Origin of the sequence: Pseudomonas kielensis (assembly GCF_014236655.1) — a bacterium.
In the GTDB taxonomy this organism is placed as follows: Bacteria; Pseudomonadota; Gammaproteobacteria; order Pseudomonadales; family Pseudomonadaceae; genus Aquipseudomonas; species Aquipseudomonas kielensis.
In genome coordinates, this window is record NZ_JACMYG010000019.1 from 47,140 (window position 1) to 62,668 (window position 15,529).

Consider the following 15,529-nt stretch of genomic DNA (forward strand, 5'->3'; position numbering starts at 1 on the left):
GCGTCTCAGGCGATCCCCAATACCTTGAACACAAAGGCGTATTCCAGGGCCACGTCGCGCAGGCCCTGGTAGCGCCCGCTCATGCCGCCGTGCCCGGCACCCAGTTCGGTCTTGAGCAGCAACAGGTTGTCGTCGGTCTTGGTCACCCGCAGTTTCGCCACCCACTTGGCCGCTTCCCAGTACTGCACGCGGCTGTCGTTGTAGCCGGCGATCACCAGGGTTGCCGGGTAAGCTTGCGCGCGGACGTTTTCGTAAGGGGCGTAGGCCTTGATCCGTGCATGGACCTCGGGCTCCTGCGGGTTGCCCCACTCGTCGTATTCGGTGACGGTCAGCGGCAGGTCCGGGTCGAGCATGGTGTTGAGCACGTCGACAAAGGGCACTTCGGCAATGGCCGCGGCGAACAGCTCCGGGCGCTGGTTGAGCACCGCGCCGATCAGCAGGCCGCCGGCGCTGCCACCGCTGATCGCCAGTTGCGCCGCGCTGGTGAAGCCGTGGGCGATCAGGTGTTCGGCGCAGGCGATGAAGTCATCGAAGCTGTTCTGCTTGTGTTCCTGCTTGCCGGCGCGGTACCAGGCCTCGCCCAGCTCACCGCCGCCGCGCACATGGGCGATGGCAAAGGCCACGCCACGGTCGAGCAGGCTCAGGCGCGCATGGGAGAACCACGGGTCGAGGCTTTCACCGTAGGCACCGTAGCCATAGAGGTAGAGCGGGGTCGGCTGACCGAGCATCTCCCGCTTGACCACCAGGCTGATCGGCACCTGGGTGCCATCCGGGGCCGTCGCCCACAGGCGCTGGCTGACGTAGGCGTCGGCATCGAATGGGCCGAGCACCGGGGTTTCCTTGAGGACTTGCTGCGCGCCGCTGGCCAGTTCCAGCTGCCGGACCTGGGCCGGACGATTCAGCGCTTCATAACGCAGGCGGATTCTGTCGCTGACAAACTCCAGGCTGTTCTGCACATACAGGCTGTAGGCCGCGTCCGGCAGTTGCACGCGATACGTCGGCAGGCCCTGTGGGTGCACCTCGATTATCGGCAAGCCGCCGATCCGCAGGCTCAGGGTCATGGCGCTGGCGTTCAGGCTCAGGCCTTCGAACATCACCTCGTCACTGTGGGGGATCAGGTTCTGCCACTGGGACTCGCTCGGCACTCGCCCGGTGTCCGGGGCCTGGTACAGGGCGAAGTTGATGCCATCGCGGTTGGTGCGGATCAGCCAGCTCCATTGGCCGTCGAGCAGGCCATGGTCGACGTCGTATTCATGGTCTTCGACCCGCGGCGCCAGGCAGCTGAAGGCTTGCTGCGGCTGCGATGCGTCGAGAGCCCAGACTTCACTGGTGGTCTTGCTGCCCAGCGACAGCAGCAATTGGCGCTCGGAGCTGGCGCGGTAGCAGTGCAGGAAAAAACGCCCGTCCGGCTCATGGAACACTTCTTCGGCGGCGGTGCCGTCCAGGCGGTAGCGGTACAGCTTGTGCGGGCGATGGGTGTCGTCGAGCTCGGCGAAAAACAGCGTCAGGCTGTCGTTGGCCCAGGTCATGCTGCCGTCGCAGTCCTCGAACGCAAGCTCGCTGACCTTGCCGCTGGCCAGTTCCTTGACGAACAGGGTGTAAACCTCCTCGCCCGTGGTGTCCAGGCTGTAGGCCAGGCGCTGGTGGTCGGGGCTGATGCTGAAGGCACCCAGGGAGAAAAAGCCGCCATTGGCCAGCACGTTGGGGTCCAGCAGCAACTCTTCGGCGCTTTCATCGACCTGCAGGCCGTCATCGGCCGGGCGCGGGCAGCGGTAATGCCGGGCGTACTCGTCACCGGCGGTGGTGCGGGTGTAGTACAGGTACGGACCCCAAGGGGAGGGCAGCGACAGGTCGGTTTCCAGAATCCGTCCCTTGATTTCGTTGAACAGGTTTTCCCGCAGCTCAGCCTGGTCGGCCAGCATGGCCTCCTGGTAGGCGTTTTCGGCCTTGAGGTAGTCGAGCACGGGCGCCGTGTCCCGTTCCTGCAGCCAGGCGTACGGGTCATTCCCGTCGGCCTTGTGGGCAATCGGGGCGCTGCTGGCGTGGGCGGAGTGGGGCATGGGCGGTTCTCGACGAGTGTGCAAAAAGGGCTTCACGGACAGCGTTGCAGCCTGATCAGTGAAAAGCCGTTATCATAAGCGCCTCTTTGCCTGCCATGCCATGGACACCATGACCGAGAACGACTATCTGATCGCTTGGGGCCTTTACGCCTTTGCCGCTTTGGGCTGCCTGTTGGTGTGGATGCGCATGACCCGCTGGATGTGGCGCTACCTGCGTGAGCCGCTGCGCCTGATCGTGGCGGTGCTGCTGTTCAGCCCGACCATCATCGACCCGGTAAAGGAAAAATTCGCCCCGGCCATCGCCATTACCGCCCTGGACCTGCTGTTCAAGGTCGGCAACAACGCCTGGCGCGCGATCTCCGACCTGTTCATGTACGGCATCATCGCCCTCGGGTTGTACCTGGTGTTCGTGCTGATCCGCCTGCCGATCGAACGTGCCGCCAAGGCGCGCAAGCAGCAGTCCGCTGCCGCCCAGGCCGCGGCCCAGGCGGCTGATCCCGATGACGACCAACCCTTCGGCGGGGCGGGTGATGATCGTTATGGTCGCCCCCCTGTGCCGAGCAATCCCCAGCGTTCGCGAGTCGAACCCCGTCTCTGACAGCCCTGCATTGAAGCGAGAGTCCCGGCATGTGTGAGTTATTGGGCATGAGCGCCAATGTCCCGACCGATATCGTGTTCAGCTTCACCGGGCTGATGCAGCGCGGCGGGCGCACCGGTCCGCACCGCGATGGCTGGGGCATCGCCTTTTACGAAGGCCGTGGCCTGCGTCTGTTCCAGGACCCGGCGGCGAGTTGTGATTCGCAGGTCGCGCAACTGGTGCAGCGTTATCCGATCAAGAGCGAAGTGGTGATCGGCCATATCCGCCAGGCCAACGTCGGCAAGGTCTGCCTGTCCAACACCCACCCGTTCGTGCGTGAGTTGTGGGGGCGCAACTGGTGTTTTGCCCATAACGGCCAGCTCGCCGAGTTCCAGCCGACGGCCAGTTTTTATCGGCCGGTGGGCGATACCGACAGCGAAGCGGCGTTCTGCGATTTGCTCAACCGCGTGCGCGAGGCCTTCCCCGAGCCGGTGGAGGTCGAGCAGTTGCTGCCCAGCCTGGTGGCCGCTTGCGCCGAGTACCGCAGCAAGGGCGTGTTCAACTGCCTGCTGAGCGACGGTGACTGGCTGTTCTGCTATTGCTCCACCAAGCTGGCACAGATCACCCGCCGCGCCCCTTTTGGCCCGGCGCGCCTGAAGGACGTGGACGTGATCGTCGACTTCCAGGCCGAGACCACCCCCAATGATGTGGTGACCGTGATCGCCACCGAACCGTTGACCGAAAACGAAACCTGGACCCGCTACGAACCGGGCCAATGGAGCCTGTGGCGGCGCGGCGAATGCGTCAGCCACGGCCAGACCGAATAGGGATCCGCCGCTATGTTGCTCAGTTATGTGCGTCTGGTGTTGTTTGCCATCGGCCTGTTGGTGGGCGTCCAGGTGCCAGGTTTCATCAATGACTACGCCAAGCGGGTCGAAGCCCACCTGATCGAGTCGCAGACCGGCCTGCAGGGGTTCCAGAACACTGCCGAGCAGTTCTTCAAGGGCGACCTGCAAGCGCTGGTGGCCCACTACCGCGCCAGCGAAGACCCGATCTTTCGCAGCGACGCCGACAGCCTGAACACCTTGCTCACCCGCCAGGTGGCGTTGGACAAGCAATTCCAGGCCATGCAAGGCCCGTGGTACATCCGCGTCCTGCAAGTGGCGCTGGCGGCCGACCCGGACATTCGCAAGGAGACCTGGAACGGCTACAGCTACCAGATCCTGCTGACCCCCGAAGCCATGGCCTGGGGCCTGGGCGGGGCGATGTTGCTGTCGTTCGGCCTGGAATGCCTGTTCCGCCTGATCGACTGGGTGGTGCTGGGCGGCAAGCGCCTGCGCCAGAGCCGGCCGATCGAAGAGCGGGATTTGCGCGGGCTGTAATGCCGAAGTCAAACCGATCGCCCGCGCAGGAAACCGTTCCTGTGCGGGCGAAGGTTTACCAGTCGAGCGAGTAGCTCATGCTGAACGTACGGCCTTCGGCGTTGGCATAGGGGGCCTTGGCGTTGGACTGGGCGAACAGGTTCTGGTAGTTACGATCGGTCAGGTTGAACACCCCACCTTCAAGCCGGCCGACCGGCAGTTCCACGGAGCCGAGCAGGTCCACCAGGGTGTAGCCATTGATGTCGCGTCCGTTGTCATCCTTGAGGGCTGCGTCGTAGCTGGCCAACTGCATGCCTTGCAGGCGTAGTGTGTAATCGTCCTCGGTATAACCGACGAACAGGGTGGTTTTTGCTGGTGAGATACGCGTGGCTGGCAGGTCGATCCATTTGCCGTTCTGCTGAGTCTCGCCCTTGGCCCAGGCATAAGTGCCCCCCACCGACCAGCGATCGGTTGCGCGATAGGTCAGGCTGTTTTCGATGCCGCGAACCCGTTCCTTCTGATCGATCAGGCGCAACACGCGCTCATTGGCATCGTAGAACTGGGTCACGTCCGAGGTGTTTTCATACACAGTGACATCGGCTTGCCATTGGTCCCAGTCGCCACGCCAGCCCAGCTCGTAGCTGTCGACCTTGATGGCTTGGGCGTCGAGGGTCTGGATGTTAAAGGAGCTGTTCACATCACGCAGGAAGCGCTGGATGTCCGGCAGTGAAAACCCCTGGCTGTAGTTGACGAAAACATCCTGGTTCTCGCTCAGGTGATAGACCGCCCCCAGGTTGTACAGGGTGGCGTCGTATTTAAGGGTTTCGCCGGGCAGGGTCGCATAATTGCCGGTCTGGACGATCTCCCCATAAGCGATGCTGTCGGAGACGTCGCTTTCGATCCATTCACGGCGAATACCGCCGCGCACTGTCCAGTCGGCGATGTCCCAGGACATTTGCCCGTAGATGGCCTTGGTGGTGGTCTCGGTATCCGGGCCCAGTTCGAAGGTGGTGCCGGTCTTGGTGTAGTCCAGGCCCTTGACGCTGTACTGGTCGCCTCGTTGAGTGGAGCGCTCGTTATCGTAGTCGGCCCCCCAGACCAGGTTGCCCGTGGCACTGCCGATGGCTGGTAGCGGTGTGTCGATGGCCGCGCGCAGGCCATAGACATTCTGCACGCTATTGTTGTCGGAGATGCCCGCGAAGCCTCGCGACACGTCAGGGAAAAACAGCGCGTCGGCGCGGCGCCAGTAGCTTTCCAGTTGCAGGCCCTGACCGTGGAAGTCCTTGTCGGTGTAATTGAGGTTGACCGCCTGGTTATGGGTATAGGGTTGATCGTCGAGGCGCAGCCCTTTGATTGCGACGGCTTCTTGCTTGTTTTTCGGGTCCTTGGTGTAGCCGGTGTCCTGTTCGTCCTTGTAGTCCTGCAGCGACAGGCTGACTTTCTTGTTCTCGTCCAGCTCGTAACCGAAACGACCTTGCAGGTCATAGGTCTCGGTGTCCATGCTGCTGCCCTGGGAGGTGTCCTGAGGGATACGGTGACCGTTGCCGTCAAACTGATCGTTGCGTTGCGTCAGGTCGGCGGACACATACCAGTCCAGGGCATCCTTGCGCCCGGTGGCACTCTGGAAGGCCTCGTAGGCGAAGCCTTTGCGGTTGAAGTTGTTGCCTGTGGTCATGCCCAGTTTGCTGCTGTAGGCCGCTTCCTGGCCCTGGTTACGCTTGGTGATGATGTTGATGATGCCGCCTGAAGCGCCGGCACCGTAGACACTGCTGGCACCGGAGACCACTTCGATGCGTTCGATGCTGGCTGGGGAGATGCTGTTGAGCTGGCGGAAATTGTCGCGCGTGGCGTTCTGCGACACACCGTCGATCAATACCAGCACGCTGCGCCCGCGCAGGGTCTGGCCGTAGTTGCTCATCCCGCCGGTAGACGGTGCAAGGCCGGGAACCAATTGCCCAAGAATGTCGGAGACCCGACGACCCGCGCCGCTCTGCTCACGGATTTGCTGTTCGTCGATCACCTGGACCGAGCCCGGGATCGAGGCAATGCTCGCTTCACTGCGGGTCGCGGAAACGACCGTGGCCTGGATGTTCAGGGCGTCGGACTGCTGTTCGGTGTCATCGGCCCAGCTGTAGGCACTGAAGCCACCGAGCAATGGAATCAACAGGGAGAGTTTGGTTCGGGTCATGAGGTCGTCTTTTTCTAGTTTTGATTAGCGTGGGTAGATAAAGGTGTGGGAGCGGGTGTCACGGTGAATGCCCGCACCCAACGGATTCCGAGGGCCGCCAGTGCGTAGGTCAGGGCCACCAGCCAGAAGCTGTGGGCCAGGCCGATCACACCCATGCCGACTCCGCCGAGCACAGTGCCGAGCAAGGCACCGGCCTTGGCCGCGCTGTTGCCCAGGCCGAGGGCAAAACCCTGCTGGCTGGCGCACACGGTATTGGCGATCAATGCATAGGCAACGGGAAGCAGGGCGCCTTGCCAGATGCCCCAGACCAGCCGGCTGGCGAGAAACCCCAGCCATTCGTTGGCCAGTGCCGTGGCGGCCAGCGTCAGGGCACACAGCCAGGCGACACCCTCGATGACGCGCAAGGTGTAGGCCGGTTGCCAGCGGTCGAACAAACGTCCCCACAGCGGTGCGGAAATCGCCAGGGTCGCGGCACTCGCGGCGTAGGTGGCGCCGATCAGCCAGCCCGGAGCGTGCAGGATGTTGGCGACGTACAGGGCGTAGAACGGCTGCGGGATCATCTTCGCGGCCTGGATCAACACGATCACCAACAAGATTGCATTCAGCCAGCCTTTGGGCAGGGCCACTGGCGCGGCGTTTTTTTTCGGTGAGGCCCGCGCCCTGTCGGCCGGCAGGAAAAAACTGCCCAGCGCGCATAACAGGCAAATCGCCGTTGCGCCGTAACAGAGCAAGGCGAAGCCCGAGATGTCCATCAGCCAGCCGCCCAGTACCGGGCCGATCAGCGAGCCGACGGCGGTCGCCGATTGCAGGCGGGCCAGGGTATGGCCCCGCCGGGAACTGTCGCAGCAGGCCAGGGCATAGGCTTGGGCCGCTGCGAGGAAACCGGCCAGCGCGCCTTGCATCACGCGAATGGCCACCAGCAGCCAGGGATCATTGGTGATCGCCGCGAGCCCTTGGCAGAGCGCCAGCGCCAGCAGCGCACGAATGATCATCGGCTTGTGTCCGGTGCGGTCGCCCAGGCGACCCCACACAGGCGTCAGGAGCATGGCCGCGAGCATCGGGCCGGCATAGACCAGTGCCGATAGCATCGCGGTGTAGCCGGCACCCTCTGGCCCAAGCAGATGCTGGATCTGCAAGGGCCAGAACGGGCCGCTCATTTCCATGGCGCCCATGGAGACAAACTGGATGACGATCAGCAGTCGCAATGCGCGCCCGTCAGCGAGCATCGGCGCTGGCTCGCAGTGGGTTGCCGAGGCGTCCGACAATGTCGGCATGACTGTCGAGCAAGCGCATGCGCATGAACGACTTTGCCGGCCAGTCTTGCTCCAGCAAGGCCTGGCGTTCGCTTTCCCAGCGTGCCGGCTCGACGCGCTCGCGCACGCTGTCAAAACACTGTGCAACCTGCGTTGCCAGGCGATCCCAAAGGATGTCTTGCGGCACACTCCAGTGGCGGGCACAGAGCAATGTCAGCTCGCCCAAGTGGCACATGAACGTGGTGTGCAGGAGTTTGTCGCGGACAAAACCCGTGTCGTCGTACAGGGTCATTTTCGGATCGTGCAACTGGATATCCAGGCCCTGTGCATGCAGGGTTTTACGGTCGATGCGAATGTCACCAAAGTCACGCAGCAACAGGCGATTCAACTGACCGTCAGCACCCATGACCATGAAGCTGTTTTGCTGGTGCGCTTCGAACGCCACGCCATACATCAGGTAGATGCCCAGCAGCGCCGGCACGGCAATCGACAGGTAATCATCGAAGAACGCCAGCATGGCCTCGCTGTCATCACGACCCTGAGCCAGTTGGACCCAATCGCGCAGTAGCGGTTGTTCGAATTCGTTGACGGCGAACAGGCTGCCGACCGGTACCGCCAACTCGCCTGCTTGCAGCAACGTCAGAGGGTTGTCGCGGTACAACACGCCGGCATGCCGGGAGCGATCCTCGTCTACCGGTTGTGCGGCGTAGTGCACGCCGATGCGCTCCGGCACGATGTTCAGCAGGCGCTGAATCTGTGGCTCCTGGTCGAGAATCTGCAGCATCAACTGGCTGATGCGCGGGCCCATCCGGGCCGAGCGTGGTGACACCGTGCGTTGCACGCTGGTCAGGCGCAATGCCACGGGCAGCTTGACCATCGGCGCAACACGGCTGGCCTGGGGTAAAACCGTGCGCAAGGACATGGTTGGGTGACCGGTGAAGGCGACGATGTCAGTGATGATCAGCAGGTTGTCCGCGATCTCGTTGGCGAACGAATGTGGCAGTTCCTCATGGGCTTGCCAGGGGTGCGATGGCAGCGGTAGGTAGTCCGCTGCGTCCAGGCCCCGCTGGTGCAAGTGGCGCTGCAATTGTTCGGCGGCCTGGGGGAAGTGGCCCTGCCACCAGTCCCAGTAATCTGCGGTGCCGGCCAGTGCTTCGACGTGGGCGTACTGGCGGTGCAGGGCACACAACACGATCGGAAAACTCGCTTCGAACTCGGGCGAGAACGCGATGACCTGAGCGGCACTCAAGCCCAGCTTGGTCTTGTAGTTCGGGTGCCATGGATGGCCGAGCGTGCCCCACTGTTCCAGCAGCGATGTCGGGTTCGGGTGCCCGGGACTGGCGTGGAGCCAAGCCAGCAGGTTGTTGTCGTACTCGGCGCCGATTTGCTCCCTCAGGCGCTCGGTCCAGCCATGGTGGAACGCCAGGCACAGTGTGTCGTTGCTGAAGCTGTCATCCAGCTCCAGTGCCAGACGTTCCAGGACCTGTGCAGAAGCCGGTGGGTTGAGCAACGTGCTGAGGTGCTCGAGCAGCTCGCTGGGCAACTGGATCTTGTGCGGTTGGCGGTCGGGGGTGTGCAGGACGATGCTGCCACGTACATCCCAACTGTTCATCCGCGTGCCGCAGAGGTGATCGAAGTGGAGTTGCGCTCCGTCGCCAAGTGTTAGCCAGCAGTGGTTGTTGCCGTCGAACGTGCAAGCGTCGGGGGTAATCAGGCCTTCGCGAAACAGCGCCTGGATCAGGCGCTGGAAACTGCGTTGGGCCGCGGGAGCCAGGGCATTGCATAAATGATCGAGGGTGATGCGGTGGGACTGGAACGCCTCGGTGCTGAGGGCTTCGCTCCAGCGAGAGAGCAACTGCTGTTGTTTTTGCGTATAGGCGCGCATCAGGCCCTGTTCCTTGAGGCTGAGGTTGACTGAAAGCGCGCTGAGAATACCAATTAAAAAGACTAATGCAAATGATATGGATTGCTATTTGAGTGCCTGTTCGTTCAGACCCTGTCCAACGGTTTGCTCAGCACCATGTACTGCTCGCCTACTTGCTGTGCATAGCGCTCCACCACGTGCTGGCACAAGGTCACGATTTCTTCGACCCATTCGGCCCCCACTCGCCACGACACCACCACCTGCAGGTTAGGTGGGCGCTGGTCGATGGCCAGCAGGGTCAACTCGCCGCGCGCCAGTTCTTCGCTCACCAGCACCGGCGGCAGGGCGCCAATGCCGAAGCCGTCACGCAGCAGGCGGGTGATCGCCGACACCGAGTTCACGCAGTTCAGGCGCGGCGCGAGCACACCGTTGGCCTGCATCAGGCTGAGCACTTCCTGGTGCGGGTGGGAGTTTTTCGAGTAGGTGATGATCCGTTCGCGGGCCAGTTCGGCGAGGCTCGCGTACTCGCGGTTGTAGATCGAGTTGCTGGCGACGATCCAGCCGATCGGGTGGCTGGCCAGCTCCAGGCTGCGCACGCTTTCCTGGCGCAGCAGGTCGGTTTGCAGGATCAGATCGAGAAAGCCTTTTTGCAGTTGATCGCAGAGGTTGAGCGAGGTATCGGCGACCAGCTCTATTTCCAGCAACGGATAGTGATCGGTGATCTGCGCCACCAACGGGCTGAGCCAGGTGTGGATCACCGTGTCCATCACCCCGATGCGCACCCGTCCGGCCTTGCTCGAACGGGTTTCCAGGGACTGCTTGAGCGCCTGCATGGTGTCGATCATCTGCTCGGCATAGTCGAGCACTTTCAAGCCCTCGGGCGTCAGCTTCACACCCCGTGAATCGCGCAGGAACAGCTTCACCCCCAGCTCGCCTTCGAGCACGGCGATGCGGCTGGAAATCGAGGCCTGGGTGGTGAACAGCTTGTCGGCGGTGAGGCGAAAACTTTTCAGCCGGGCGACCCAGACGAAGGTTTCGAGGAACTTGAGGTTCATGAGATCAACTTTTTCTTATGTCTTGGCAGGGGTTTTATTAGTTGGACGGGCAGGGCGCCGTCGTCGAAAAATGCGCCAGAGCCCACGATATGCGTCGTAGCGGCTCAGAACAATACCAATAAAAATTACGCGGAGATTCGCCATGAGTGCGCCCGACACGACCGACGCCGTCCAGACCCCGGTCGGCAGCCGCCCCGGTCCCTTTGACTGGTATCGCAACATCAACCAGCAAGAGCGCCGGACCTTCTGGAGCTGCAAGATTGGTTATGGCCTGGATGGCATGGACACCCAGATGCTCAGCTTCGTGGTGCCGACGCTCATCGCGATGTGGGGCATCACCACGGGCGAAGCGGGCTTGATCCACACCAGCACCCTGATCGCCTCGGCCATCGGTGGCTGGGTCGCGGGGATCCTCTCCGACCGCATCGGTCGGGTGCGCACCCTGCAACTCACCGTACTGTGGTTCGCCTTCTTCACTTTCCTCTGCGGCTTCGCGCAAAACTACGAACAACTGCTGATCGCCCGGACCCTGATGGGCTTTGGTTTCGGTGGTGAATGGACCGCTGGCGCGGTGCTGATCGGCGAAGTGATTCGCGCCAAGGACCGTGGCAAGGCAGTGGGCATGGTGCAATCCGGCTGGGCCCTGGGTTGGGGCCTGACGGCGATCCTCTACGCGATTCTGTTTTCCCTGCTGCCGCCTGAAGACGCCTGGCGCGCACTGTTCCTGCTGGGCATCGTGCCCGCCGTGTTCGTGATCTTCGTCCGTCGTCTGGTCAAGGACCCGGAAATCTACCGTGAAGCCAAGGCCCGCCAGGAGCCGAGCAACCCGTCGAAGTTCTACGAGATCTTCGCCCCCGGCATGCTCAGCACCACGATTCGCGCCTCGTTGCTGACCACCGGAGCCCTCGGCGGGTACTACGCAATCACGTCCTGGTTGCCGACCTTCCTGAAGAACGAACGTGGCTTGAGCGTGCTCGGCACCGGCGGGTACCTGGCCATGGTGATTGTCGGCTCCTACGTCGGCTACGTGATCAGCGCCTACCTGACCGATATTCTGGGGCGCAAGAAAAACTTCATTCTGTTCGCGGTCGGTTCGTTCACCATTGTCCTGCTCTACACCCAGTTGCCGGTCAGCAATGGCGTGATGTTGTGGCTGGGCTTTCCCCTGGGGTTCTTTGCCTCGGGCATCTTCAGTGGCATGGGGGCCTTTCTCACCGAGCTGTTCCCGACCCGCATCCGGGGTTCGGGCCAGGGCTTTTGCTACAACGTGGGCCGTGCGCTGGCGGCGTTGTTCCCGCTGCTGATCGGCCTGCTCAGCCAGACCGTGCCGCTGAGTGTGGGGATCGGTGCGTTCGCGGCCGTGTCCTACGGTGTGGTAATCCTGGCGGCCCTGAGCCTGCCGGAAACCCGTGGCAAGCAACTTGACGCGCAGTAACTGCTAATCTGCGGGGCTGCTCGAAGCCCCGTGGTCAAAACGATAAAAATTCACAGGAGCACTGACCGTGAGCCGCCTGTTACTGAACTGCGATATCGGCGAAAGCTTTGGCAACTGGACCATGGGTCTGGATGCCGAGGTGATGCCGTTCATTGATTGCGCCAACATCGCCTGCGGTTTCCATGCCGGTGACCCCAGCATCATGCGCAAGACCGTCAGCCTGGCCCTGAGCCATGGCGTGCGGATCGGCGCCCATCCGGCCTATCAGGACCTGCAAGGGTTTGGCCGCCGGTCCATGGCCTACAGCGCCCAGGAAATCCAGGACCTGTTGCACTATCAGATCGGCGCGCTGGACGGCATCTGCCGTGCCCAGGGCGGGCGCGTGAGTTACGTCAAACCCCACGGGGCGATGTACAACGACATGATGGCCAACCCGGCGCAGTTACGCGCAGTGATCCAGGCCGTCGCGGCCTACGACCGGCAACTGCCGCTGATGCTGATGGCCACCCGTGACAACCGCGCTGCCCAGGCGTTGGGCGATGAATACGGGGTGACGCTGTGGTTCGAAGCCTTCGCCGACCGTGCCTATGACAGCGCCGGGCACCTGGTGTCGCGGCAGTTGCCGGGGGCGGTGCATCACGATGCCGAAAAAATCATCGAGCAGGCGCTGATCATTGCCCGTGGCGGCGAATTGCTCGCCAGCGACGGCAGCCCTTTGGTGCTGCAGGCCAACACCCTGTGCGTGCACGGTGACAACGCCAGTTCGGTGGCGGCCGTGCAGCGTATCCGCCAGGCCTTGAATCAGCAGAGCCCATCATGAAGCCACGGGTTGAAGTGGTGGCGATCGATTGCCTGATGGTCCGTCTGTTCGATGAGATCGCCGAAAGCAACATGCCGTGGATGCTCGCCGCCTGCGTGCGGCTGCGGGAAAACTTCGGCGGGCACCTGATTGACCTGGTGCCGTCCTACACCACCTTGATGGTGCATTACGACCTGCTCGCCCTGAACCCGGCCCAGGCTCGGGAGCTGATTGCCCAGGCCTTGAACGGTCTGACGCCGGATGCCCAGGCCAGTGGTCAGTGTCATGTGCTGCCGGTCTGGTACCACCCCAGTGTCGGCCCGGAGCTGAGCCTGCTGGCGCAACGCAGTGGCTTGGCAGTGGATGAGGTGATCCGTCGGCACAGTGAGCGCGAGTATCAGGTGTTCGCCCTCGGGTTTGCCCCGGGTTTTGCCTTCATGGGCCTGGTGGAAGAAGTGCTGGCCGCGCCGCGTCTCAATACCCCGCGCAAGCGGGTGGCGGCCGGCAGCGTCGGGATTGCCGAGCGCCAGACGGCGGCCTACCCGGTGGTGTCGCCGGGGGGCTGGAACCTGATTGGCCGCACCCCGGCCAGACTGTTCGACCGTGGGCGCGATGGCTACAGCCTGATGCAGCCGGGCGATACCGTGCGCTTCGCCGCGGTCAGCCACGCCGAGTTCGTCAACCTGGGTGGCGATGACACCCCGCTGGAGGTATCGGCATGAGCCGCTTGAGCATTGAGGCCAGCACCGCGCTGTGCCTGTTGCAGGACGCCGGGCGCTTCGGCGTGCGCCACCTGGGCGTGACCCAGGGCGGGGCGGCGGACTGGTTGTCGATGTCCTGGGCCAACAGCCTGCTGGGCAACCCGCTGGAGGCGGCGGTGATCGAGGTCACCCTCGGCGGCTTGACCCTGCAGGCCCAGGACGATTGTTGCCTGGCGCTGGCGGGTGCCGATCTCGGCGCGTTGCTGGACGGCCAGCCCCTGGCCCCGTGGCGCAGTTTTACCCTGCGCAAGGGCCAGCGCTTGCAGTTCACGCAACCGTTGCTGGGGGCCCGGGCCTATCTGGCGGCGCCCGGCGGCTTCACTGCGCCGCAGGTGTTGGGCAGTTGCGCCACCGTGGTACGCGAGGAACTGGGGGGGCTGGACGGCTTCGGTCAGCCATTGGCCAAAGGTGCGGAACTGAGTTACGCCGGGCCGGCAACGACGTTGCGCGAAGTACCGGGCGAGCAGCGCCCCGACTTCCGTCGCGCGCCTGTGCTGGATCTGGTGCTGGGGGCGCAACATGGCGAGTTCAGTGGGCAAAGCCTGTTCGATGCCTTCAACAGCACCTGGACCCTGGACACCCGCGCCGACCGCATGGGCATGCGCTTGCTGGGCCCGGCCTTGCAGTATCAGGGCCGACCGATGATCTCCGAAGGCATTCCGCTGGGAGCAGTGCAGGTGCCGCCAGACGGGCAGCCGATCGTGTTGCTCAATGACCGGCAGACCATTGGCGGTTATCCACGGTTGGGGGCGCTGACGCCACTGGCCCTGGCCCGCCTGGCGCAGTGCCTGCCGGGGCAGACAGTGCGACTGGCCCCGGTGGTGCAAGAGACCGCGCATCGCCAGCACCGGGAATTGCTGCAGCGGTTCAGGTGATCGCAGGCTTGCCCGCGATGAGGCCAGAACATTCAATATCGCGGGTGCCTGACCCCCCGCCATCGTCGGAACGGCGCCCCGGAGCAGGCTGCGATCTGTCCGGGTGTTAAACGGTCATTTGGAGAGAAACCGCATCCCTTCTTCCAGCCCACGCAAGGTCAGGGGATACATCTGGTCCTCGATCAAGTCGCGCACGATCTTGGTCGAGGAGGTATAGCCCCACGTGTCTTTCGGGTAGGGGTTGATCCAGATGAGCTTCTTGTACTTCTCCATGAAGCGCTGCATCCACACGTAGCCCGGCTCTTCGTTCCAGTGCTCGACACTGCCGCCGGCCTGGGTGATTTCATACGGCGCCATGGCGGCGTCGCCGATGAAGATCACTTTGTAGTCGGCGCCGTACTTGTGCAGCAGGTCCTGGGTCGAGGTGCGCTCGGAGGTGCGGCGCATGTTGTTCTTCCACACCGACTCATAAACGAAGTTGTGGAAGTAGTAGTACTCCAGGTGCTTGAACTCGGTCTTGCAGGCCGAGAACAGCTCCTCGCAAGTCTTCACGTGGGCGTCCATCGAGCCGCCGATGTCGAACAGCAGCAACAGCTTGACCGTGTTGCGTCGCTCCGGCCGCATCTGAATGTTCAGCAGCCCGGCATCGCGGGCGGTGTGGTCGATGGTGCCATCGATGTCCAGCTCTTCCGCGGCACCCTGGCGCGCAAATTTACGCAGCCGGCGCAGGGCGACCTTGATGTTGCGGGTGCCCAGTTCCACCGAGTCGTCGAGGTTCTTGTACTCGCGTTGATCCCAGACTTTTACCGCCTTGCCCTGGCGCTTGCCGGCATCACCGACCCGGATGCCTTCCGGGTTGAAGCCGCCGGAGCCGAACGGGCTGGTGCCACCGGTGCCGATCCATTTGTTGCCGCCGGCGTGGCGTTCCTTCTGCTCTTCAAGGCGCTTCTTGAACTCTTCGATCAGCTTGTCCAGGCCACCCAGGGACTGGATCTGCGCGCGCTCCTCATCGCTGAGGGAACGCTCGAATTCCTTGCGCAACCAGTCTTCGGGAATCAGCGCCTGAAGGTGGTCGTCGAGTTTTTCCAGGCCATTGAAGTAGGCACCGAACGCCCGGTCGAACTTGTCGAAATGCCGTTCATCCTTGACCAGGATGGCCCGCGCCAGGTAGTAGAACTCGTCCATGTCGGCGAAGGTCACGCGCTGTTTCAGCGCGTTGATCAGGTCCAGCAGTTCGCGCACCGAGACCGGAACCTTGGCCGCGCGCATTTCATTGAACAGGTTGAGCAGCATGGCAGCAG

Annotated in this window: 13 protein-coding genes; 7 read left to right on the forward strand and 6 right to left on the reverse strand. The window is 63.1% G+C overall.

Annotated features, from left to right (window positions below):
* Positions 1-5 precede the first annotated feature (5 nt).
* Positions 6-2,060, reverse strand: coding sequence for a S9 family peptidase (locus tag H7995_RS17810; protein WP_185818690.1), 2,055 nt, complete (start codon positions 2,058-2,060; stop codon positions 6-8).
* A gap of 100 nt (positions 2,061-2,160) precedes the next feature.
* Between H7995_RS17810 and H7995_RS17815 the strand changes: the two genes are divergently transcribed.
* From H7995_RS17815 to H7995_RS17825, 3 genes are read left to right on the forward strand one after another with little or no spacing between them, the layout of a single operon-like run.
* Positions 2,161-2,658, forward strand: coding sequence for an MFS transporter (locus H7995_RS17815; protein WP_166592133.1), 498 nt, complete (start codon positions 2,161-2,163; stop codon positions 2,656-2,658).
* A 29-nt stretch (positions 2,659-2,687) separates the two neighbouring features.
* Entirely contained in the window at positions 2,688-3,464 is a 777-nt protein-coding gene (locus H7995_RS17820; RefSeq protein ID WP_166592132.1) for a class II glutamine amidotransferase, read from the forward strand.
* 12 nt (positions 3,465-3,476) lie between these two features.
* Complete coding sequence (locus H7995_RS17825) at positions 3,477-4,019, forward strand: DUF2937 family protein (RefSeq protein WP_166592131.1); 543 nt, start codon at positions 3,477-3,479, stop codon at positions 4,017-4,019.
* Between the two features lie 55 nt (positions 4,020-4,074).
* Here the strand turns inward: H7995_RS17825 and H7995_RS17830 are convergent, their stop codons facing one another.
* The 4 genes from H7995_RS17830 to H7995_RS17845 all read right to left on the reverse strand — a co-directional run bounded on the left by H7995_RS17830 (position 4,075) and on the right by H7995_RS17845 (position 10,358).
* Positions 4,075-6,186, reverse strand: coding sequence for a TonB-dependent receptor (locus H7995_RS17830; protein WP_166592130.1), 2,112 nt, complete (start codon positions 6,184-6,186; stop codon positions 4,075-4,077).
* Positions 6,187-6,200: 14 nt separating this feature from the next.
* Positions 6,201-7,412 (reverse strand): MFS transporter, encoded by a 1,212-nt coding sequence (locus H7995_RS17835; RefSeq protein WP_166592144.1) that lies wholly within the window; start codon positions 7,410-7,412, stop codon positions 6,201-6,203.
* Positions 7,402-9,324 (reverse strand): IucA/IucC family protein, encoded by a 1,923-nt coding sequence (locus tag H7995_RS17840; protein ID WP_166592129.1) that lies wholly within the window; start codon positions 9,322-9,324, stop codon positions 7,402-7,404. The genes H7995_RS17835 and H7995_RS17840 overlap by 11 nt, the downstream gene beginning before the upstream one ends.
* Positions 9,325-9,428: 104 nt before the next feature.
* Entirely contained in the window at positions 9,429-10,358 is a 930-nt protein-coding gene (locus tag H7995_RS17845; protein WP_166592128.1) for a LysR family transcriptional regulator, read from the reverse strand.
* 142 nt (positions 10,359-10,500) lie between these two features.
* On the opposite strand from H7995_RS17845, the gene H7995_RS17850 reads away from it, so the two are divergent.
* The 4 genes from H7995_RS17850 to H7995_RS17865 all read left to right on the forward strand — a co-directional run bounded on the left by H7995_RS17850 (position 10,501) and on the right by H7995_RS17865 (position 14,228).
* Positions 10,501-11,793, forward strand: a complete 1,293-nt coding sequence (locus H7995_RS17850) for an MFS transporter (protein ID WP_166592127.1) — start codon at positions 10,501-10,503, stop codon at positions 11,791-11,793.
* A 67-nt stretch (positions 11,794-11,860) separates the two neighbouring features.
* Complete coding sequence (locus H7995_RS17855; protein WP_182343813.1) at positions 11,861-12,613, forward strand: 5-oxoprolinase subunit PxpA; 753 nt, start codon at positions 11,861-11,863, stop codon at positions 12,611-12,613.
* Positions 12,610-13,314 (forward strand): 5-oxoprolinase subunit PxpB, encoded by a 705-nt coding sequence (gene pxpB, locus H7995_RS17860; protein WP_182343815.1) that lies wholly within the window; start codon positions 12,610-12,612, stop codon positions 13,312-13,314. Before H7995_RS17855 ends, pxpB begins: the two co-directional genes overlap by 4 nt.
* A complete protein-coding gene (locus H7995_RS17865; protein ID WP_185818691.1) occupies positions 13,311-14,228 on the forward strand; it encodes a 5-oxoprolinase subunit C family protein in 918 nt (305 codons plus the stop codon). Before pxpB ends, H7995_RS17865 begins: the two co-directional genes overlap by 4 nt.
* Before the next feature lie 114 nt (positions 14,229-14,342).
* Here H7995_RS17865 and H7995_RS17870 read toward each other — a convergent pair whose 3' ends face one another.
* The gene (locus tag H7995_RS17870) at positions 14,343-15,521 is read right to left on the reverse strand and encodes a vWA domain-containing protein (RefSeq protein WP_095171681.1); all 1,179 of its coding nucleotides are present in this window, start codon (positions 15,519-15,521) and stop codon (positions 14,343-14,345) included.
* Between the last annotated feature and the right edge of the window lie 8 nt (positions 15,522-15,529).

Coding starts and splice junctions, on each gene's coding strand:
- H7995_RS17850 (WP_166592127.1), top strand. CDS start 10,501: ATGAGTGCGCCCGACACGACCGACGCCGTCCAGACCCCGGTCGGCAGC.
- H7995_RS17840 (WP_166592129.1), bottom strand. CDS start 9,324: ATGCGCGCCTATACGCAAAAACAACAGCAGTTGCTCTCTCGCTGGAGC.
- H7995_RS17865 (WP_185818691.1), top strand. CDS start 13,311: ATGAGCCGCTTGAGCATTGAGGCCAGCACCGCGCTGTGCCTGTTGCAG.
- H7995_RS17810 (WP_185818690.1), bottom strand. CDS start 2,060: ATGCCCCACTCCGCCCACGCCAGCAGCGCCCCGATTGCCCACAAGGCC.
- H7995_RS17825 (WP_166592131.1), top strand. CDS start 3,477: ATGTTGCTCAGTTATGTGCGTCTGGTGTTGTTTGCCATCGGCCTGTTG.
- H7995_RS17830 (WP_166592130.1), bottom strand. CDS start 6,186: ATGACCCGAACCAAACTCTCCCTGTTGATTCCATTGCTCGGTGGCTTC.
- H7995_RS17835 (WP_166592144.1), bottom strand. CDS start 7,412: ATGCTCGCTGACGGGCGCGCATTGCGACTGCTGATCGTCATCCAGTTT.
- H7995_RS17870 (WP_095171681.1), bottom strand. CDS start 15,521: ATGCTGCTCAACCTGTTCAATGAAATGCGCGCGGCCAAGGTTCCGGTC.
- H7995_RS17845 (WP_166592128.1), bottom strand. CDS start 10,358: ATGAACCTCAAGTTCCTCGAAACCTTCGTCTGGGTCGCCCGGCTGAAA.
- H7995_RS17815 (WP_166592133.1), top strand. CDS start 2,161: ATGGACACCATGACCGAGAACGACTATCTGATCGCTTGGGGCCTTTAC.
- H7995_RS17820 (WP_166592132.1), top strand. CDS start 2,688: ATGTGTGAGTTATTGGGCATGAGCGCCAATGTCCCGACCGATATCGTG.
- pxpB (WP_182343815.1), top strand. CDS start 12,610: ATGAAGCCACGGGTTGAAGTGGTGGCGATCGATTGCCTGATGGTCCGT.